At 61.2% G+C, this 209-nt stretch carries 1 protein-coding gene; it reads left to right on the forward strand.

What is annotated here, in order from left to right; genetic code table 11:
• The coding region (locus tag IV40_RS10500) for a GNAT family N-acetyltransferase (RefSeq protein ID WP_156404287.1) at positions 1–209 on the forward strand (209 nt) is incomplete at both ends.

The raw sequence follows: 209 nt of genomic DNA on the forward strand, positions 1-209 counted from the left end.
CCAGGAGCCAACCCATTCAGCCCTGGCCTGGCAAGACGGCAAGGCCGTGGGCATGGTCAACTTCATCTACCACCGCTCCAACTGGAGCATCGAGAATTCCTGCTACCTGCAAGACTTGCTGGTGGACCCGGCCCAACGGGGTACGGGTGTCGGCCGCAAGCTGATCGAATTCGTCTACACCACCGCCAAGGCCGATGGTTGCTGCAAGG

This window comes from Lactobacillus selangorensis (assembly GCF_001437205.1).
GTDB lineage: Bacteria > Bacillota > Bacilli > Lactobacillales > Lactobacillaceae > Paralactobacillus > Paralactobacillus selangorensis.